General features: G+C 44.8%; 12 protein-coding genes and 1 rRNA gene. 3 read left to right on the top strand and 10 right to left on the bottom strand.

Features of this window, described 5'->3' with window-relative positions; translation table 11 throughout:
* Window positions 1–116, bottom strand: a 16S ribosomal RNA gene (locus tag HUB64_RS00005); the annotation flags it as partial.
* Between the two features lie 853 nt (window positions 117–969).
* Window positions 970–2397 carry a cytochrome c oxidase accessory protein CcoG gene (gene ccoG / locus HUB64_RS00010; RefSeq protein WP_105250769.1) on the bottom strand — a complete coding sequence of 476 codons (1428 nt, stop codon included), beginning with the start codon at window positions 2395–2397 and terminating at the stop codon, window positions 970–972.
* Between the two features lie 91 nt (window positions 2398–2488).
* Between ccoG and HUB64_RS00015 the strand changes: the two genes are divergently transcribed.
* The 3 genes from HUB64_RS00015 to HUB64_RS00025 all read left to right on the top strand — a co-directional run bounded on the left by HUB64_RS00015 (window position 2489) and on the right by HUB64_RS00025 (window position 4256).
* The gene (locus HUB64_RS00015; RefSeq protein WP_173248466.1) at window positions 2489–2839 is read left to right on the top strand and encodes a hypothetical protein; all 351 of its coding nucleotides are present in this window, start codon (window positions 2489–2491) and stop codon (window positions 2837–2839) included.
* Between the two features lie 124 nt (window positions 2840–2963).
* On the top strand, window positions 2964–3869 hold the full coding sequence (locus HUB64_RS00020) for a 1,4-dihydroxy-2-naphthoyl-CoA synthase (RefSeq protein ID WP_113941423.1): 906 nt from the start codon (window positions 2964–2966) through the stop codon (window positions 3867–3869).
* 183 nt (window positions 3870–4052) lie between these two features.
* Complete coding sequence (locus tag HUB64_RS00025; RefSeq protein ID WP_105250772.1) at window positions 4053–4256, top strand: DUF2061 domain-containing protein; 204 nt, start codon at window positions 4053–4055, stop codon at window positions 4254–4256.
* Window positions 4257–4364: 108 nt separating this feature from the next.
* Here the strand turns inward: HUB64_RS00025 and glmS are convergent, their stop codons facing one another.
* The 8 genes from glmS to atpA all read right to left on the bottom strand — a co-directional run bounded on the left by glmS (window position 4365) and on the right by atpA (window position 15489).
* Entirely contained in the window at window positions 4365–6194 is a 1830-nt protein-coding gene (gene glmS, locus HUB64_RS00030; protein WP_105250786.1) for a glutamine--fructose-6-phosphate transaminase (isomerizing), read from the bottom strand.
* Between the two features lie 44 nt (window positions 6195–6238).
* Window positions 6239–7009 (bottom strand): DeoR/GlpR family DNA-binding transcription regulator, encoded by a 771-nt coding sequence (locus HUB64_RS00035; protein ID WP_007652285.1) that lies wholly within the window; start codon window positions 7007–7009, stop codon window positions 6239–6241.
* Window positions 7010–7211: 202 nt separating this feature from the next.
* Window positions 7212–9305 carry a TonB-dependent siderophore receptor gene (locus tag HUB64_RS00040; protein WP_173496096.1) on the bottom strand — a complete coding sequence of 698 codons (2094 nt, stop codon included), beginning with the start codon at window positions 9303–9305 and terminating at the stop codon, window positions 7212–7214.
* A gap of 276 nt (window positions 9306–9581) precedes the next feature.
* On the bottom strand, window positions 9582–10946 hold the full coding sequence (glmU, locus tag HUB64_RS00045) for a bifunctional UDP-N-acetylglucosamine diphosphorylase/glucosamine-1-phosphate N-acetyltransferase GlmU (protein WP_173496097.1): 1365 nt from the start codon (window positions 10944–10946) through the stop codon (window positions 9582–9584).
* Between the two features lie 198 nt (window positions 10947–11144).
* The gene (locus tag HUB64_RS00050) at window positions 11145–11573 is read right to left on the bottom strand and encodes a F0F1 ATP synthase subunit epsilon (protein ID WP_105250790.1); all 429 of its coding nucleotides are present in this window, start codon (window positions 11571–11573) and stop codon (window positions 11145–11147) included.
* A 36-nt stretch (window positions 11574–11609) separates the two neighbouring features.
* A complete protein-coding gene (atpD, locus tag HUB64_RS00055) occupies window positions 11610–13001 on the bottom strand; it encodes a F0F1 ATP synthase subunit beta (protein ID WP_105250791.1) in 1392 nt (463 codons plus the stop codon).
* 35 nt (window positions 13002–13036) lie between these two features.
* Window positions 13037–13897, bottom strand: a complete 861-nt coding sequence (gene atpG, locus HUB64_RS00060; protein ID WP_006084762.1) for a F0F1 ATP synthase subunit gamma — start codon at window positions 13895–13897, stop codon at window positions 13037–13039.
* Between the two features lie 50 nt (window positions 13898–13947).
* The gene (gene atpA, locus HUB64_RS00065) at window positions 13948–15489 is read right to left on the bottom strand and encodes a F0F1 ATP synthase subunit alpha (RefSeq protein WP_168827626.1); all 1542 of its coding nucleotides are present in this window, start codon (window positions 15487–15489) and stop codon (window positions 13948–13950) included.
* Window positions 15490–15501: the final 12 nt, after the last annotated feature.

Here is a 15501-nt window from a genome sequence, read left to right on the forward strand (position 1 = left end):
TCACCCGTCCGCCGCTCGCCACCTCAGGAGTAAACTCCCTTGTGCTGCCGCTCGACTTGCATGTGTTAGGCCTGCCGCCAGCGTTCAATCTGAGCCATGATCAAACTCTTCAATTAAAGTTTTGTTGCTTCTGTCTTACGACTTCAGCGGCTCAATGAATTCTGATTTTTTGTTTCTAACTAAAGAAACAAACTGTACATATTACTATGAACACTCATTGTTACATTGATTTAAATTTTTGACTGCCAACCCGAAGGTTAAGCAGTTTCGATTAACTCAACACCTGTGAGTGTCCACACAGATTTCTTGTTTTATCTTGTTAAAGAGCAACTCAATATTCGTAAGAGAACTTGAGTACCACACTGAGCGTCGAACGCTTCCAGTTGGCTAGGGCTGCGTATTCTACGCATTTCCCGTTTCGCGTCAAGGAGTTTTTNAAGAAACAAACTGTACATATTACTATGAACACTCATTGTTACATTGATTTAAATTTTTGACTGCCAACCCGAAGGTTAAGCAGTTTCGATTAACTCAACACCTGTGAGTGTCCACACAGATTTCTTGTTTTATCTTGTTAAAGAGCAACTCAATATTCGTAAGAGAACTTGAGTACCACACTGAGCGTCGAACGCTTCCAGTTGGCTAGGGCTGCGTATTCTACGCATTTCCCGTTTCGCGTCAAGGAGTTTTTTCAACTTCTTGCTGCGCTTGAATTAAGTGCTTAAAAGCGACTCAATTCAACCTAACTCGTCAGGCTGCTTAACGCCGTCTGCCGTGTCAGTGGATGCGCATTATAGGGAGATTAAGAAAGTCCGCAAGGGCTTTTTGTAGGAAAATAACGATTAATGGTTTAGACGTTTACTTATCAAACGATACGTATAAAAAAGGGGCTAAAAAGCCCCTTTATCTCGATTAAGTCTGACAATCTATATGAGTCACGCTCAGCTAGATCATCATAAATACTGTTATCTATGGACTAAAGAAGCGAGATTCTTGCTCAACTTCGACTTCTTCACCGTCGATATGAGTTTTCACTTTTATCTCGATATTAGTAACTGAACGAGACAGCTCAACCGGATCGATACCCACGCTAATAGGGAGAGTTAACACTTCACCACCCGCAATAGTGACCGAAGTTGGACCGTACCATTTATAGTTGTCTAATCCTTCGACACTCATAGTGTATTCGTGGGATTGCTCTGTCTTATTAAGAATCTTCAAGGTGAAGGTGTTTTCAATCAAACCTTGATTGTTCTCTCTATAGAGCTGGTTGCGGTCACGAATGATGTCCATACGCACAGGCGCTATGGTCGCACTGGAGTATATAAAGACTAATATCATCGCTATCAGTACCACGCCATAACCGACAAGTTTAGGTCGCAGCACTTTTTGCTTAATTCCTTCTAACTTGTTCTCGGTGGTATAACTGATAAGCCCTTTTTCATATCCCATACGATCCATGGTTTGATCGCAGGCATCGATACAAGCGCCGCAGTTAATACACTCATATTGCAGACCATTACGAATATCGATTCCCGTAGGACATACCTGCACACACAAGTCACAGTCGATACAGTCGCCAAGCCCTAGCTCTTTAGGGTCATCTTTGCGTGAGCGCGGACCACGAGTCTCACCACGTTTAGTATCGTAACCCACGATAAAAGTATTCTTATCGAACATGGCCGCTTGGAAACGAGCATAAGGGCACATGTGGATACACATGATTTCACGCATCCAACCCGCATTGCCGTATGTGGCAAGTGTAAAGAACACGACCCAGAAGTAGATACCGCCAGAAGCATTAAGCGTAAATACATCGACATAGACTTCACGACTTGGCACAAAATAGGACACAAAGGTCATCGCCGTCATCAGTGAGAGCAATAGCCAGGCCGTATGTTTTGCCGTTTTACGCCAAAGTTTGTCAAAGCTCCATGGCATTTGATCTAACTTAATGCGTTTATTGCGTGCGCCTTCAAGTTTTTCCTCGAACCAGATGAACATAAAGGTCCATACTGTTTGAGGGCAAGTGTATCCACACCAAACACGGCCAAGATAGGTAGTCACAAAAAACAGAGCGAAGGCAGCGATCATAAACAACGCTGCAAGCAAGGTGAGATCCTGCGGCCAAATCGTTAAACCGAAGACGTGAAACTTTTGTTCGCCCAAGTTAAACCATACGGCTTGACGGTCGCCCCAAGGGATCCAAGGTAAAAGCAGGAAAAATAACATGGCGATCCAGCCCATGCGGCGACGTACGCTACTCCACAAACCGTCTATGGCTCGGACATAAATCCGATTACGAGGATTAAAGCGATCGGCTTTACTCGCATCTGGCTGGTGAATCTTAATTCGATTGGTTTTCGAATAGTCCTTGTTGTTAGATTCTGAGTTCATCGTTACAGCCTTTTACTGCTTTAATATTGGACGAAAACTAGCTTATTATACCCATATTCTTAATGGTTATTCACTTATGTTGGACTAAAAGATGAAAGGTTGGATCATATTGGCGCTACTCGCGGGTGCTTTATATTACTTATACACAGAAACAGATAAATTAGATGTTCCTATTGCAAAGACTGAGGCGATGATCAAAGAAATAGAGAATAAAGTTGACTCTATGACAGGAACAAAAATTATTAAAATCGACCATAAACTGACTAAGGTAAGAACCGACATAATAGAACGTTTATCCTCATTAGAACTCGAAGCCTTCAATCAAATTCCAATGACACCCGAGTCTATTGCCGACTTTAAGGCTAACTATTGCGGTACTATGGCACCTCAACATCCAGTGTTTAGCAAAGATAATCAGCTTTATCTATGTGATCACCTCTAATCATTACAGACTCATAGGCAAACGGGATTTTGCTATATAGCGCTAAGGTTTAGACTTAGGTGATTGACCTTATATATGATTCCGCCTAGCCTTTGAGGCATTACAGCATAAAGGCCTATGAATCATGACCCAACAAGTATCAGACATTTTTGATCCCACCCTATGGGATGAAGTCAGTGGATTTCATTTCGACGATATTACTTACCACAGAGCCAAAGCGCACGGCACAGTACGCATTGCCATTAATCGCCCAGAGTGCCGCAACGCCTTCCGACCTAAAACCGTTGATGAATTATTTATCGCACTCGACCATGCACGCCAATGGTCTGATGTGGGTTGCGTACTGCTTACGGGTAACGGTCCTTCGGCAAAAGATGGTGGCTGGGCGTTCTGTTCGGGTGGCGATCAACGTATTCGCGGCAAAGATGGCTATAAATATGAAGGCGCCGAAGAAGGTAAGGCCGATCAAGCCAGAATGGGCCGCTTACATATATTAGAAGTACAACGCCTTATCCGCTTTATGCCTAAAGTGGTCATCGCCGTTGTGCCGGGCTGGGCGGTGGGTGGCGGCCATAGTTTACACGTAGTGTGCGACTTAACCTTAGCCTCGAAAGAACACGCAATATTTAAACAAACCGATCCCGATGTTGCGAGCTTCGACTCAGGTTATGGCAGTGCTTATCTCGCCAAAATGATAGGTCAAAAACGTGCCCGCGAAATCTTCTTCTGCGGATTTAACTACAGTGCTGATGAAGCCTTCGACATGGGTATGGTTAATAAATCCGTTCCCCATGCAGAGCTAGAAACCGAAGCATTAATGTGGGCGAAAGAGATTAACTCTAAATCACCTACGGCTATGCGTATGCTTAAATACGGCTTCAACATGACTGATGATGGTATGGTCGGTCAGCAATTATTTGCCGGTGAAGCGACGCGTTTAGCCTATGCGAGCGCCGAAGCACAGGAAGGACGCGATGCCTTCCTCGAAAAACGCGATCAAGATTTTTCAGCCTTCCCTTGGCACTACTAATTTTAGAATCGTATTAATTTACGTTTAAATACTCAAAGCCCTCCATCGTGAGGGCTTTATGTTTTTTACAACGGATAAATAGATAAAACCGTTTAAACTAATCTGAAAACACAGCTTTTAATTTTAATGAGAATTGTTATCATCTAGATATTCCCGATGGGAGCCTATTTAGAGGACAAGATCATGACTAAGACACTCACTTTTGCTGTACTACATTTTAGCGTCGCTTTTACCGTAACCTATTTATTAACTGGCAGCGTGGTCGTCGGTGGCGCAGTAGCCTTAGTAGAACCCGCGATTAACACTGTAGTGTTTTACTTCCATGACAAAGTGTGGAAACGCATTGAGGCAAAAAAGCAGCACGAGCTAGATGCCATTCCAGCATAGAAAGCTAAGCCACCAGCATTTGCTATTGCTGTAAGTTAATCGTCATTTTGTCGTGAATCTAAATGAAAAAACCGCCAATAAAGGCGGTTTTCATTTAAATACCTCTATTTATTCTACTGTTACAGATTTTGCCAAGTTACGTGGTTGATCCACGTCAGTACCTTTGATTAATGCAACATGGTACGACAATAGCTGTAAAGGAATAGTGTAGATCAGTGGCGCCATAAAGATGTCACAGTGTGGCACAGGGATCACTTTCATCGTGTCATCCGACTCGAACTCGGCATCCACATCGGCAAACACATACATTAAGCCGCCACGGGCACGCACTTCTTCAACATTCGATTTCAGTTTTTCGAGCAATTCATTGTTTGGCGCAACGACAATCACTGGCATATCGGCATCAATAAGCGCTAGTGGGCCGTGTTTTAATTCGCCAGAGGCATAAGCTTCAGCATGAATATAAGAAATCTCTTTCAGCTTTAACGCGCCTTCCATCGCAATCGGATATTGATCGCCACGGCCAAGGAATAATGCATGGTGTTTATCGGCAAAATCTTCAGCCAGTTCAGCAATCGCAGCATCTAAACCTAAAGCTTGTTCCACTTTTGCAGGCATAGATTGTAGGCTTTGAGTAATTTGGGCCTGCATTTGATCAGACATACCATTGTGGCGACCGATCACCGCAGTCAACATTAATAAGCCAGCAAGCTGAACTGTGAAAGCTTTAGTCGATGCCACGCCAATCTCTGCGCCTGCTTTCATCATGTAAGCCATGTCAGATTCGCGAACCAGTGATGAACCTGGCGCATTACAAATCGTCAATGTGGCTTTGTAACCCATTTCTTTCGCTAAACGCATGGCCGCTAAAGTATCGGCAGTTTCACCCGATTGTGAAATCGTCACCAACAGGCTATTTGGGAATAAGTGCGACTTGCGATAACGGAATTCAGAGGCAATTTCGACGTTACAAGACACGCCAGCCCAATCTTCTAACCAGTAACGTGCCGCCATGCCCGCATGGTAACTAGTACCACAGGCGATGATTTGCACATGTTTGATATCTTTTAAAAACTCAGCAGCGTTGTCACCAAAAGCCGTGTCTAGCACTTGCTTATTAGCAATACGACCTTCAATTGTGCGCGTCAGTGCCAATGGCTGCTCGTAAATTTCTTTAAGCATATAGTGGCGATATTCGCCTTTGTCACCGGCATCGTGGGTAATTTCAGATTCTTTTACTTCACGCTCAACAGCATTACCGTTTAAGTCGAAAATACTCACGCTGCGACGGGTCACTTCGGCCACATCACCTTCTTCGAGGAAAGCAAATGAGCGAGTGACGGGTAATAAGGCGAGTTGATCTGAAGCGACAAAGTTTTCACCTAGACCAAAACCAATCACCAATGGACTACCAGAGCGAGCAACAACCATACGTTCACTATCACGACGGTCGATAACGACTGTGCCATAGGCGCCTTCGAGTTGTTTAACCGTGGCTTGTACGGCACCAAGTAGAGTGTTATGGGTTTTCAGCTCATGGTGCACTAAGTGACAAATCACTTCGGTATCGGTATCTGAACTAAAGTTGTAACCTAAACCTTTAAGCATTTCGCGCAGTTTATTGTGGTTTTCGATAATACCGTTGTGCACCACGGCAATATCACCTTCCGATAAATGCGGATGAGCATTACGCTCACTCGGCTCACCGTGGGTCGCCCAACGAGTGTGCGCGATACCGGTTCCGCCTGCTAATGGGTCAGTTTCAAGCGCAGCCGACAACTCTTGTACTTTGCCAACGCGGCGCGTACGGTTGAGTTCACCATTGTGAATAACGGCAACGCCTGCGGAGTCATATCCGCGATATTCTAAACGGCGTAAGCCTTCTACCAGAATTTCAGCCACATCCCTTTGCGCCACGGCGCCTACGATTCCACACATAGTCTTTACCTATAAATTAAAATGAAGTTGTTAAGCTATTTTGTCTAATGAGCATAGGGCGCTAACATAACTCGCACGCCCTGATCTGAAATTTGTTTTAACGCACTCTCGTCGATACGTGAGTCGGTGACCAACACACTGACCTTGGCCCACGGTAACTCTAAGTTAGGGATCCGCTTGCCGATTTTGTCTGAATCCACCATAACGATTACCTCGCGGGAAACTTCTGCCATCACTTTGCTTAGGCCTGTTAACTCGTTAAAGGTGGTGGTCCCGCGTTCAAGATCGATACCATCGGCACCAATAAACAGTTGGTCGAAATTATATGAACGCAACACTTGCTCGGCGACTTGACCTTGAAAGGATTCAGAATGCGGGTCCCAAGTGCCACCGGTCATCAATAAGGTTGGCTCGTTTTCGAGTTCATGGATGGCATTTGCAAGGTGTAGCGCATTCGTCATGACCACCAGCCCACGCTTATCGTTCAGCTGTTCAATCAAGCCTGACGTCGTAGTGCCGCTATCGATAATGATGCGATTGTGATCTTTAATCAGCTGCGCGGCAGTTTTCGCAATAGAAAGTTTATTAGGCGCGATCTTGGCAGAGAACTGTTGAGTAACTTCGTCTGGAATCGCCACGGCGCCACCGTAACGGCGCAATAGCAGGCCAGTTTTCTCAAGCGCGGCGAGATCCTTACGAATCGTCACTTCTGAGGTTTCAAAACGTAACGACAGTTCATCAACGCTCACTTCACCCTGTTCGTTCAATATGGTGATTATGCTGTGGCGACGCTGCTGTGTGTTTCGTTTATTCATAAAACCTTTCAGTTAAGTTTCGATTCGAAAGGTGCATTATAGTGAAACGAAACTTTTTTGCTAGTCATACGAAACACACTTTTGCATGATCCAAGCAATTTTTTTATCTGTCTAGCCAGTCAACTTGGAAATTAGCCCATAAAAAAGCAGTTTATCCTTTAGGGATAAACTGCTTTAAATGGATTAAAAATCCTAATAAGTATTAGAACTTAGCTTCAACTGCAACACTGAAGTTACGGTCTTGGCCAATAGTGACCATATTGTACTGACCACCATCGATATAATCGGTATCGAAGAGGTTTCTCACGTTGGCGCGAAGGCTCACATCTTTGCCCATGATATCCATAGTGTAGGCTGCACCTATATCGAAACGCACATAACCATCTTTAGTAATAGTGTTATCGAGATCGGCAAAACGCTCACCCACATAGATAGCACCGAAGTTCATAGCAAAATTGTCAGTCACTTCGTAACGGGTCCAGATATTGGCCGACCACTCAGGGGCATCAATCGGAGTTTTACCTTCACGGGCATCTCCCGTTTGATACTCTGCATCTAAATACATCATGGAAGAAGTCACAAACCAGCTATCACCGATTTGACCCTGTGCTCCCATTTCAAAGCCACGATGTTTCTGTTCACCACCCTGAGTAGTGATATCGGTATAATCACCAATTGGTGTTGATAATTTCTCTGAAATTGTGATGTTTTCGAGCGTAATATCGAATACCGCTGCGGTTAATAACAGGCTATCGTCAAACAATTCCCACTTAGTACCCAGTTCATATTGAATACCGTATTCTGGCTTTAAATTCAGGCCATCGTTGACATCGAATTCGTTATTTACCGCGCCTTGTGGTGTAAAGCTTTTTGAATAGTTAACGTAAATATTGCCATTACTCATTGGCGAGTAGATCACACCAAACTTAGGCGATACGGCATAGCTATTTTCGCCATAACCATCTTTTTTCTGTTCGTCGTAACGCACGCCAGCAAGCAATTTCCATTGCTCATTAAGCGTCATTAAGTCCTGTAAATAAAAACCGTAATACTTGTATTCGCTTGGGGTACCTTTTTTGCCATTGTGGTAATCAAGATCTGGCTCAATTACCGTTTGCCCAGGAATAACGGTTTGAGTTGCCCCACGCTGAATTTGCTGCTGGTAGAAATAGTCTAAGTAGTTAGCACCAATAAGGAATTGGTGCTCCATGCCCGCTAAGGTAAATTCACCCGTAAAGTCCACGAAAGCGGTTTTATGCTGCCAATCGTCGTAACGATCGAATGGTTTGATGCTATACCCCTTAGTGAATGGGTCTTCCGTATATTGGGGAGCAGAATCAAAACGTTGACGATTAAATTGTTGATCGTTATAGCCGACTTTAACTTTCCAATCATCACTCATCTGCCAAGTTAGATCGGCACCTAAGTTAGAGACTGTGTTATCGGTAAAGGCCCAAGGTGCATCCCAAACTGTTTTACGTTCACCGATAACATTACCTTGTTTATCTAACCAACCACCCGCATCTATGCCCGCTTTATCTTGGGTGTGATCGTACTTCACAGATAACAGAACATCATCACTGATATCAAATTCTAAGTTTAAGTAACCCAACCAGCGATCACGCTCTTGGTTTTCATCTGTGGTCGAATATTCACGCCAGTATTTAGTATCTTGCTTCACTAACACGCCGCGGTAACGAAGACTCTGAGCATCATTTAAACTGCCGCCCGCATCTAGCTGAGCACGGGTTGAACCGTAGCCATCCGTATCAAAACCAAGATCTAACATTGAATCATAGGTCGGTTTCTTAGTGACCATATTCACTAAACCACCAGGGCCAGATTGGCCGTACAACATGCTCGAAGGACCTTTCAATACTTCGACTTGCTGTAAAGTTTCAATTGGTTGTACGTAGTGAGACCATTGTTGATGGCCATTAATAAGATAACCGTTACCCGAATCAATCTCAAAACCGCGGATACTGAAGACTTGGCGGTTCCAGCGCGTGGTTCCCGCCGTCACACTCGAATCATTAACTAATACTTCCGCTAGATTGGTTGCCAACTGTTCATCAGTCACAAAATCTGGGATCACATTAACTGACTGTGGAGTATCCATTAAGTTGATATCGCCACGCATGGCACCCGATGCACTACCGACTTTATAGTCATTAAAAGTACGGCCAGTCACATTGATGCGCTCAATATTTTTATCGTTCGCCACATCTGCAATAACCGGCATAGCCATTAATGCCGAGCCTACAGCTAAACCTATAACTGAATATTTAAATACCATTGCCAACACCTCAAATAGACCTTTCGTCTTAAAATTGCAGGCAATATAAATGAGAAGTGTTTTTATTTTCTCTTCTTTACGAAAATTTACAATTGCGTGTGATAGTGATCAAATTAACTTAAAAACCAACAATTTGCCCATACCACAAAAACATGAAGAAAATCTTAATTATTAAGCATTACTTAATAAAAAGGCTTTTTAGTGCAAAACATTGAACACAATAAAGATAAAAGCGGCACATGGCCGCTTTTTTGACATTAAGTTGAGTTTTAAAACTTACTTTTTAATTTTCACTGGACGTTGCCAACCAGTGAGGTGTTTTTGTTTAACACGAGTGATCACTAACTCATTCTCACCTACATCACGGGTAATCGTTGAACCGGCCCCTAAAGTTGCCCCTTTACCTATGGTCACTGGAGCCACCAACTGAGTGTCAGAACCGACAAAGACGTTATCTTCGATAACAGTAAGATGCTTATTCGCGCCATCATAGTTGCAGGTAATAGTACCAGCACCAATGTTGACGCCATCACCAATGATGGCATCGCCTAAATAGGCTAAGTGTCCAGCTTTGGATCCCACACCAATCACCGCTTTTTTCACTTCAACAAAGTTGCCTATATGTGCATCTTGCTTAAGTTCTGCTCCCGGACGTAAACGTGCAAATGGGCCAGCACTGGCTGCAACGCCAAGCGTAGCACCTTCTATAATAGAGTAAGGCTTGATCTCAGCATCATCGGCAATCTCGCAATCAATTAAAATCGCGCCTGCGCCAATAGTGACATTATTACCCAAGGTCACTTTGCCTTCGAATATCACATTAATATCGATCATCACATCCATACCAACAGTGACTTCACCACGGATATCGATACGGCTTGGGTCGCGAAGGTTCGCCCCCGCCAACATGAGCTTTTCGGCTTCACGAGCTTGGTAAGCACGTTCAAGTTGCGCTAATTGCACGCGATTATTGGCGCCTTCGACTTCAATGGCCGATTGTGGCTGAGCAGTATCAATAGCAACGCCATCAGCGTGCGCCATAGCAATAATATCCGTTAGATAATATTCGCCTTGAGCATTATTGTTCGATAAACGGCTCAACCAAGTTTTAAGTTGTTTACCCTGAACCGCCATGATGCCGGTGTTAATTTCGTTGATCAGCAACTGTTCTGCTGTCGCATCTTTTTGCTCAATAATTCCAATGACTTTTCCTTGCTCACGGACAATACGGCCATAACCCATAGGATTCGCTAAATTCACTGTTAAAATAGCAACACCATTTTCAGGACGGGCGGCGAGTAATGCTTCGAGAGTCGATGTTTGGATCAACGGCACATCGCCATAAAGAATAAGTACTGTATCGCTGTCGGCGATATGTGGGCTAGCCTGTGCAACCGCATGACCTGTGCCTAATTGATCGGCTTGCAATACCCAGTTAAGTTGTTGCTCACCCAAACAGGCTTGTAGCTTGTCGGCACCATAACCATAGACTAACTGAATAGAGTCACTGCCAACTTTATTAGCGGTATCGATGACATGTTGCACCATGCTCTTATGGGCGATGGGATGTAATACCTTAGGAAGATCAGAGCGCATCCGTGTTCCCTTGCCAGCCGCTAAGATCACTACATTTAATGCCATTACCATATCCTTGAAAAAATACCCAAGAGGGTGAAAAATTGCGGTCGATTTAGTGGCGCAATTTTAACGGAAAGCACATCGAAAAGCGAAGTAGATAGCGATGCTAATCAATCAAAGACATGCAAGAATGCCAATCTATCCCATTTTTAGACACAAAAAAGGCGACCATAGGGTCGCCTTTTTTCACAAACAATAACCTTATCTGGCAATGTTTTTCTTGATGGTTTCAACAACACGTAATTGAGCCATAGCCTTAGCTAACTCAACCATAGCCGCGTCATAATTGAAGTCAGCGCCAGCAGTTGCCATATGGGCTTCTGCACGACGCTTAGCTTCTAATGCCGCTTGCTCATCAATATCTTTGGCACGCATAACCACATCAGCCAATACGGAGACAGAAGAAGGCTGCACTTCCAGAATACCACCTGAAAGGTAAAACACTTCTTCACTGCCGTCTTGCTTGACGATGCGCGCCATGCCAGGTTTGATATAACTAAGCAAAGGAGCGTGGCCATGCATTATGCCCAACTCACCTTCAGAACCAGTCACTTGCAGCGAAGCTACACGACCAGAGAAGATTTTGCTCTCTGCGCTTACAATATCAAGATGTACTGTCATGGCTGCCATCCCGTTCTCCTTAAAAAACTAAGTATGAATACTTAGTTATTTCTTTTTGTTCGCTTTCTCGATGACTTCATCGATTGAGCCAACCATGTAGAACGCTTGTTCTGGCAGGTGATCAAACTCACCGTTCAAAATACCCTTAAAGCCACGGATAGTGTCTTTCAGAGAAACGTACTTACCAGGAGATCCAGTAAAGACTTCTGCTACGAAGAAAGGCTGAGATAAGAAACGCTCAATCTTACGAGCACGGAATACGACAGTCTTGTCTTCATCAGACAATTCATCCATACCCAGAATCGCAATAATGTCTTTCAGCTCTTTGTAACGTTGCAGTACAGTTTGCACGCCGTTAGCAACGTCATAATGCTCTTGGCCAACAACCAATGGATCTAATTGACGTGAAGTCGAATCCAATGGGTCAACCGCAGGGTAAATACCCAGAGAAGCAATTTGACGTGACAGTACAACAGTCGCATCTAAGTGAGCGAAGGTTGTTGCTGGTGACGGATCGGTCAAGTCATCCGCAGGTACGTATACCGCTTGTACAGAAGTAATAGAACCCGTCTTAGTTGAAGTGATACGCTCTTGCAGAACGCCCATCTCTTCAGCCAATGTTGGTTGATAACCTACCGCAGAAGGCATACGACCTAACAGTGCAGATACTTCAGTACCGGCTAAGGTATAACGATAGATGTTGTCAACGAACAACAGTACGTCACGACCTTCGTCACGGAACTTCTCTGCCATAGTCAGACCAGACAGTGCAACACGCAAACGGTTACCTGGAGGCTCGTTCATCTGACCATAAACCATGGCCACTTTGTCGAGAACGCCAGAATCTTTCATCTCGTAGTAGAAGTCGTTACCTTCACGAGTACGTTCACCTACACCGGCGAATACAGAAAGACCCGAGTGGGCTTTAGCGATGTTGTTAATCAGTTCCATCATGTTAACTGTCTTACCAACACCCGCACCACCGAACAAACCGACTTTACCGCCCTTAGCGAATGGACAAACAAGGTCGATAACCTTGATGCCAGTCTCTAACAGTTCAGTAGAGCTTGATTGATCTTCGTATGAAGGAGCTGTACGGTGAATGACATAACGCTCTTCTTCACCGATTGGACCCGCTTCATCAATAGGCTCGCCTAATACGTTCATGATACGGCCAAGAGTGGCGGTACCAACTGGAACAGTAATAGGTGAACCTGAGTTTACTACTTCAAGACCACGACGCAGACCGTCAGAAGAACCCATAGCGATGGTACGAACTACACCACCACCTAGCTGTTGCTGAACTTCCAGCACCAAACCATTACACGGGCCTTCACCTACGATTTTCAGAGCGTCATATACTTGAGGTACGGCATCTTGTGGGAACTCTACGTCCACAACCGCGCCAATCACTTGGACAACAGTACCTGTGCTCATGATTAATCCTCTAAAACTTGTATTCGTTACCTAACCTAAACCGCAGAGGCACCAGAAACAATTTCCGACAGTTCCTGCGTAATCGCAGCCTGACGGGCCTTGTTATAGACCAGTTGCAAGTCGTTGATAAGCTCACCCGCGTTGTCTGTTGCCGACTTCATTGCCACCATACGGGCAGCTTGTTCAGAGGCAATGTTTTCAACAACACCTTGGTAAACCTGAGATTCTACATAACGGACCAATAAAGTATCCAAAAGTGCTTTTGGATCTGGCTCGTAGATATAATCCCAACGATGAGCAGTTTCATCATCTTCTGATTTAGGCAAAGGTAGCAGCTGCTCGATCACAGGAGTCTGCGTCATAGTATTCACAAATTTGTTAAATACCACGTACAGACGATCCAGCTTGCCTTCGTTGTAAGCTTCTAGCATGACACCGACTGTCCCGATCAAGTCAGCGAGCTTTGGAGCATCGCCTAAACCTGAAGCGTGAGCAGACACTTGTCCACCGAAGTTTTTGAAAAACTGCACACTACGTGCACCGATAGGGCAAAATTCAAATTCTGCACCTTGGGCTTTCCAGCTTTTCACGTCTGCAATAACCTTTTTGAAAAGGTTAACGTTCAGACCACCACAAAGGCCACGGTCGGTTGCTACAACAATGTAACCAACCCGCTTAGCCTCTCTCACCTCCAAATAGGGGTGTTTATACTCGAGAGAACCTTGCGCGACGTGACCGATCACCTTACGCATGCTTTCCGCATATGGACGGCTCGCAGCCATGCGTTCCTGCGCTCTGCGCATTTTGCTGGCTGCCACCATTTCCATGGCGGACGTGATCTTCTGAGTGTTTTTCACACTCGCGATCTTGGTTTTAATCTCTTTAGCGCCGGCCATCTCTACTCTCCAATCTGGACCTGAGGTGTCTTAAGACACCTCTATCATTGTTACCAGGTTTGGGTTGCTACGAACTTGTCGAGGCCAGCTTTTAATTCAGCTTCGATATCAGCGCTATAATCGCCAGTATCATTGATAAGCTTCATTAAAGGAGCATGCTCGCTGTTCATGAACGAGAGCAGAGCGGCTTCGAAATTACCGACCTTATTCAGCTCAACACTCTTCAGGTAACCTTTTTCAGCTGAGAAAATAGACACAGCTTGAGCGGCTACGCTCATAGGAGCATATTGCTTTTGCTTCATCAGTTCGGTAACACGCACACCATGCTCAAGCTGAGCACGTGTTGCATCGTCAAGATCAGATGCAAATTGCGAGAACGCAGCAAGCTCACGATACTGTGCTAGTGCGGTACGAATACCACCAGACAGTTTCTTGATGATCTTAGTCTGAGCCGCACCACCAACACGAGAAACAGAAATACCTGGGTTAACCGCTGGACGTAGGCCAGAGTTAAACAGATCGGTCTCAAGGAAGATCTGACCATCGGTAATAGAAATTACGTTGGTCGGTACGAATGCAGAAACGTCACCCGCTTGCGTTTCAATAATCGGCAGCGCGGTTAAAGAACCAGTTTTGCCAGTTACTGCACCTTTAGTGAACTTCTCTACATAAATCGCGTTAACGCGTGATGCACGCTCTAATAAACGTGAGTGTAGATAGAATACGTCACCTGGGTAAGCTTCACGGCCTGGTGGACGCTTGAGCAGTAACGAAATTTGACGATAAGCAACTGCTTGCTTAGACAAATCATCGTATACGATCAAAGAATCTTCACCGCGGTCACGGAAGTATTCACCCATAGAACAACCAGAATATGGCGCTAAGTATTGTAGAGCAGCGGCTTCAGAAGCAGTTGCAACAACAACGATAGTGTTAGCTAACGCACCGTGTTCTTCTAGCTTGCGTACTACGTTAGCGATAGTAGAAGCCTTTTGGCCAATCGCGACGTATACACATTTAATGCCAGAATTTTTCTGGTTGATAATTGCGTCGATCGCCATTGCTGTTTTACCAGTTTGACGGTCGCCAATGATCAATTCACGTTGACCACGCCCGATCGGGATCATGGCATCAACGGCTTTGTAACCAGTTTGAACTGGTTGATCAACAGACTGACGTTCAATAACACCTGGTGCGATAACTTCAATTGGCGAGAAACCATCGTTATCGATAGGTCCTTTACCGTCAATTGGCTCACCTAGAGTGTTAACAACGCGGCCAAGAAGACCGCGGCCAACTGGAACTTCCAGAATACGGCCAGTCGTTTTCACTTTTACGCCTTCTGCTAAATCAGCATAAGGACCCATTACTACGGCACCGACAGAATCACGTTCAAGGTTCAACGCGATTGCAAAACGGTTACCAGGCAGTTCGATCATCTCACCTTGCATCACGTCGGCTAGGCCGTGGATGCGGATGATGCCGTCACTTACCGCAACGATAGTACCTTCGTTACGAGATTCGCTAACGACTTCGAACTGCTCGATCCGCTGCTTAATCAGATCGCTGATTTCAGTGGAATTCAGTTGCATGCTCAAACTCCC

It is taken from the genome of Shewanella sp. ISTPL2, assembly GCF_013283205.1.
Classification (GTDB): Bacteria; Pseudomonadota; Gammaproteobacteria; order Enterobacterales; family Shewanellaceae; genus Shewanella; species Shewanella oncorhynchi.

Excerpts from the sequence above, each read along its gene's own strand:
- glmS (WP_105250786.1), bottom strand. The coding sequence starts at position 6,194 with ATGTGTGGAATCGTAGGCGCCGTGGCGCAAAGGGATGTGGCTGAAATT.
- atpA (WP_168827626.1), bottom strand. The coding sequence starts at position 15,489 with ATGCAACTGAATTCCACTGAAATCAGCGATCTGATTAAGCAGCGGATC.
- HUB64_RS00035 (WP_007652285.1), bottom strand. The coding sequence starts at position 7,009 with ATGAATAAACGAAACACACAGCAGCGTCGCCACAGCATAATCACCATA.
- HUB64_RS00015 (WP_173248466.1), top strand. The coding sequence starts at position 2,489 with ATGAAAGGTTGGATCATATTGGCGCTACTCGCGGGTGCTTTATATTAC.
- HUB64_RS00025 (WP_105250772.1), top strand. The coding sequence starts at position 4,053 with ATGACTAAGACACTCACTTTTGCTGTACTACATTTTAGCGTCGCTTTT.
- atpD (WP_105250791.1), bottom strand. The coding sequence starts at position 13,001 with ATGAGCACAGGTACTGTTGTCCAAGTGATTGGCGCGGTTGTGGACGTA.
- glmU (WP_173496097.1), bottom strand. The coding sequence starts at position 10,946 with ATGGCATTAAATGTAGTGATCTTAGCGGCTGGCAAGGGAACACGGATG.
- HUB64_RS00040 (WP_173496096.1), bottom strand. The coding sequence starts at position 9,305 with ATGGTATTTAAATATTCAGTTATAGGTTTAGCTGTAGGCTCGGCATTA.
- ccoG (WP_105250769.1), bottom strand. The coding sequence starts at position 2,397 with ATGAACTCAGAATCTAACAACAAGGACTATTCGAAAACCAATCGAATT.
- atpG (WP_006084762.1), bottom strand. The coding sequence starts at position 13,897 with ATGGCCGGCGCTAAAGAGATTAAAACCAAGATCGCGAGTGTGAAAAAC.
- HUB64_RS00050 (WP_105250790.1), bottom strand. The coding sequence starts at position 11,573 with ATGGCAGCCATGACAGTACATCTTGATATTGTAAGCGCAGAGAGCAAA.
- HUB64_RS00020 (WP_113941423.1), top strand. The coding sequence starts at position 2,964 with ATGACCCAACAAGTATCAGACATTTTTGATCCCACCCTATGGGATGAA.